This is a genomic window from Desulfosarcina sp., from assembly GCF_033791525.1.
Classification (GTDB): Bacteria; Desulfobacterota; Desulfobacteria; order Desulfobacterales; family Desulfosarcinaceae; genus Desulfosarcina.
This window is the reverse complement of sequence record NZ_JASJGN010000407.1, coordinates 1-4,604: the sequence shown is the minus strand read 5'-3', so window position 1 is coordinate 4,604 and position 4,604 is coordinate 1. Positions and strand designations below refer to the sequence as shown.

Below are 4,604 nucleotides of genomic sequence, written 5' to 3'. Positions count from 1 at the left end.
AATGGCGGGGAGTCCCGGAGTCGCACCGAGCTACGTGGATTTAGAGTCCACGCGATCACCTGTCGATCCACCCCCCGTAAATGGCGGTACCGTTTCACACCTTTAACCGTTTTTCAACCCATATGAATCGAATGGTCGCGGGTCTGAATTTTCTTGACACCATTCCACCGGACTGATAATTGTTGTCCTATTTATGGCAACAAATTACGGCAAGTTATAAACCCCTCTATTTAAAAATTAATTCTTTTCCGTCCGGTCTGTTGACCAGGACAAACGGGACCGTATGGGGGATCCGATCATGAAGCAGATATTGATATTGGGTGCCGGCCTGGTGGCACGACCTGCGGTTCGTTACCTGCTCGAAAAAAGCGGGCTGCAGGTGGTTCTGGCCGATCAGGCGGTGGACAAGGCCGAAGCCATCATCGCGGGGCATGCCAACGGCAAGGCCGTTCGCATGGACGTAAAAGACCAGACTCTGCTGGCACAACAGGTCTCGAAGGCCGACATTGTGGTCAGCCTGCTGCCATGGACCCTGCATCCGGTCATCGCCCACCTCTGTCTGACCCACGGCAAACACCTGGTCACCGCCTCCTATGTAAAAGACGAGATGCAGGCCCTCGACACGCCGGCCAAGGAAAAGGGCCTGATCTTTCTCAATGAGGTGGGTGTGGACCCGGGCCTGGATCACATGTCGGCCATGCAGATCATCGATAAGGTCAAAAAGGACGGCGGACGCATAGATAGTTTCTTCTCCTATTGCGGCGGTCTGCCGGCGCTGGAGAGCAACAATAACCCGTTGGGCTACAAGTTCTCCTGGAGCCCCGAGGGCGCCATGCTGGCGGCGACTAACGACGGGCGCTACATGGAACACGGCAAGGTGATCGAGGTGCCCGGGGACGAATTGTTCAGGCATTACTGGCTGAAAAGCGTTCCCGGCGCCGGCGTCTTCGAAGCCTACGTCAACCGCGACACCCTGCCCTATCTGAAAATTTACGGCATCGAGGATGCCACAGGCATCTATCGCGGGACCCTGCGCAACATCGGCTACTGCGAAACCTGGGATTTCATCAAGCAGTTGGGACTGCTCAATCAGAAGATGAAGTTCGATTTTGATGAAGTCAGCCCCCGCGAGGTGCTGACCAACATCGTCAACTGCCGGGGAAAGGATCTCCGGGCGGGCGTATCCGCCTACCTCAACATTCCGGAACACTCCCTGACCCTCAAAAAACTGGAGTGGCTGGGGCTGCTCTCGGACCGCAGGTTGAAAATCGGCACGGCATCGGTCTTCGAGATGTTCGCCCATACCCTGAAAAACCGTCTGGTGTACGACGAAGGCGAAATGGACCTGCTGGTGATGCATCACGAATTCGAAGCCATCTATCCCGACCTGCCCCGCCAACGCATCCAGTCCACCCTTATCGACCGTGGCATACCCGGGGAGGACAGCTCCATGTCGCGCACCGTGGGATACCCGGTAGGCATCGCCGCCAGCCTGCTGGCCCAGGAGAAGATCACCCTGACCGGTGTGCTCAGGCCGATCCATCCACATATCTATGAACCCATCCTGGCGGAATGCCAGCGCATGGACATCTGTTTCAAGGAACAGAGATCCGACCTGGATTCCGACGAACGCAGTTATTGGGGAGATTGACGATCATGAAAACACTGTTGATTCGTGCCGAAGACAAAAACCGCTGGGAGCGCCGCGCGCCGGTCGTACCGGCAGACCTGGAAAAGATCCTGAGCGACACCGGCGCTAAAGCCTTCGTGGAGAAATCGGACAAGCGGTTTTTCAGTGAAGACCAATTCACGGCCGCAGGGGCCGTCGGCTGCGAGGGCATGGCCGATGGGGATGTCATCATCGGCGTGAAAGAGATTCCCCTTGAAAAACTTTTAGCGGACAAGACTTATCTCTTTTTCTCCCACACCATCAAGGGCCAGTCAGACAACATGCCCCTGCTGCAAAAAATCATCGACAGCGGGTCCACCCTGATCGACTATGAAAAGATCACCGATGAAAAGGGCCGCCGCCTGATCTATTTCGGCCCCTATGCCGGGGATGCCGGGGCCATCGACATCCTATCGCTCATGGGCGAGCAATGGGCCGACAGGGGCATCGACACGCCCTTTGCCGCGGTCAGACGGGCACATCAGTACGACTCGGTCGAAGCGGCCCGGGAGCACCTCACAGACATCGGCCGTCAAATCTTACGGGATGGGTTGCCCGCGGAATTGAGCCCCTTCACCGTAGGCATATTAGGCTACGGCAATGTTTCCGGAGGCGCCCAGCAGATCTTCGACTGCCTGCCGACCGAGCGCATCACGGTCGACGAGATCAATGCCTTTGTCTCTGAAGGTCGTGGCAACCGCCACACCGTCTACGTGACGGTTTTTAAAGAGAAGGACCTGGTCAAACCCGTCGCTGCCGGGGCGGCCTTCGACCTACAGGACTATTTCAATCACCCGGAACGCTATGAGAGCCGCTTCGAGCAGTTCCTGCCCAGCATCACCCTGCTGGTCAATGCGGTTTACTGGGACAAGCGCTACCCCCGGTTTGTCACCTGGGAGGGATTGAAACGCCTGAACGAAACAACCCGGACACGCAAACTCAGCGGTATTGCAGACATTACCTGCGACACCTTTGGTTCGATCGAGTGCAATGTCAAGTCAACCGACAGTGACATGCCGGCCTATCGGGTGGATCCGGTCACAGGGACCACCCAAGACGGCCATCTGGGAGAGGGGATCGTATTGTTGGCCGTGGATAACCTGCCCTGCGAACTGCCCAAGGATTCCTCGGCGTTTTTCAGCAAACAGCTGAAGCCATTCGTGCCCGGCCTGCTGGCGGCCGATTACCACAGCACACTTGAAGCGTCGGGCCTGCCCCCCGAGATTCAAAAGGCGGTGATTGTTTACAACGGCAAGTTGACCCGGACGTACGAGTATTTGGACGCTCATCTAAAAAAGAGGTAAAGGAGAATCCGCCACCATAACCGGGCGATTGTATCCACACAACAACGCTAACACGTGCCTGTCCAGAAATGTTAGATAGTTGTTCAGGCTAAGGCCGCAGCGACGTTGAAACCGGAGGCGTAGCAGCGCTACGTCGAGGATTTCAACATCGCGAGAACGCCGGCCTGGGCCGCAAGATGCCTTTTATGGATCGACACTAACTGCCGGCCTTGATGCGATCCCATTTTTCCGTCCATTCCAACTGGTTGGCATTCCAGTAGGACGGGTTGGCAAACAGGTACCCGTCCAGTTTGCCGGTGGGATCGAAGGCCGGCATTTTCTTGATCTTCTCTGTTAATTTAACCTTGGTCGGATCCAGGCTGGGCGGGTAATTCTGTCCCTCGGCCACGGCGATGGCCGCAGCCGGCTCCAGCATGAAATTGAGCAGCTTCTGGGCGACCTCCAGATCGGTGTCCTTCAGGACGAAGAGATATTCCATCCAGGAGTAGGTGCCCTTGGGGGAGAGGTAGCCGATGGGGTTACCTTCCTGCTGAAGCGCGGCCACCCGCCCGGACCAGGCCACCGTGGCATAGATCTCCCCATTGGCCAGCAGGCTCATCAACTCGGCGCCGGAGCTCCAATATTTTTTCATCAGGCCGCGCTGTTCACGCAATGCCGCCCATATGGCCTTCAGGTCGGTCATATTGTTGGGGCTCTGGCCGGTGTGCAGTGCCGCATACCACATGTTGGTCCTGAAGTCGCCGCCCCAGCTGCCCAGTTTGCCTTTCAAGCCTTTGTCCCACAGCAGGGAAGCGCCGAGCTTTTCGGCCTTCTCTTTGCTGATATGCTTGGTGTTATAGGCGATACCGGTCTGTCCCAGATCGTAGGGGACGGCCGAGAGCGTGCCCTTGGTGATCTCCCGTAAGGGTTTGATCATTGAGGCCATGACATTTTTGAGGTTGGGAATTTTAGTTTCATCCAGTACCGAAGCAAATCCCAATTCCGCATAGCGGGCATAGTCAAAAACGGCGCTGAGATGGGCGATGTTAAACTCCCCACCCGGTGGGTAGGAAGCTTTGACCCGCGTCAGGTAAGAGTTCATGTCACCGAATTCGCCATCGATGACCTCGATGCCCGTGGCTTTGGTAAAAGGCTTGAAAGCGTGTTCCCGAAACGACTCGGAAACCGAGCCGCCCCATCCGTCGAAACGGATGGACTTGGCCGCCCAGGCGTCTTTCAAGGTATTTCCAAAGGGTGAGCCGACCAGCCCGATGGCGGCGCCGGCAAGGCCGAGGTACTTGAGAAAGTGACGCCGGCTGAGCGTGCCGTTTTTATACGCCGCGTATACCCGATCCAGTTTTTCTTTCGTTACGTTGGTCATTGGTTCTCCTTTCAGTTAAGGGTTGTCAGGTTACTCCTTTACCTTTGAGAATTTGCGGGACAGATAGCCCGCCAGCAGGGGGGTGGCGACGGTCAGCACGATCATGACGGCACCCAGGGCGTTGATCTCAGGGCTGATGGAGTTTCTCAGCATGCTGAAAATCTTTACCGGAACAGTCTGATTCTGGGCGGTAGCCCAGAAGAGCGTTGCCGTGATGTCATCAAAAGAGATGGTAAAGGAAAACAGCGCCCCGGCCAGAATTGCCGGCAAC

Annotated in this window: 4 protein-coding genes; 2 read left to right on the top strand and 2 right to left on the bottom strand. The window is 56.5% G+C overall.

Annotation, left to right across the window (positions count from 1 at the left end):
- Positions 1 to 298: 298 nt before the first annotated feature.
- Together QNK41_RS19895 and QNK41_RS19890 are read left to right on the top strand one after the other, a co-directional pair.
- A complete protein-coding gene (locus QNK41_RS19895; protein WP_319260630.1) occupies positions 299 to 1,651 on the top strand; it encodes a saccharopine dehydrogenase C-terminal domain-containing protein in 1,353 nt (450 codons plus the stop codon).
- 5 nt (positions 1,652 to 1,656) lie between these two features.
- Entirely contained in the window at positions 1,657 to 2,973 is a 1,317-nt protein-coding gene (locus tag QNK41_RS19890; protein ID WP_319260628.1) for a bifunctional lysine ketoglutarate reductase /saccharopine dehydrogenase family protein, read from the top strand.
- Between the two features lie 196 nt (positions 2,974 to 3,169).
- On the opposite strand, the gene QNK41_RS19885 is transcribed toward QNK41_RS19890, so the two are convergent.
- Positions 3,170 to 4,333, bottom strand: a complete 1,164-nt coding sequence (locus QNK41_RS19885; protein ID WP_319260625.1) for an extracellular solute-binding protein — start codon at positions 4,331 to 4,333, stop codon at positions 3,170 to 3,172.
- A 30-nt stretch (positions 4,334 to 4,363) separates the two neighbouring features.
- Positions 4,364 to 4,604, bottom strand: a 241-nt coding sequence (locus QNK41_RS19880) for an ABC transporter permease (RefSeq protein ID WP_413815186.1), incomplete at its 5' end; no start/stop codon positions are given.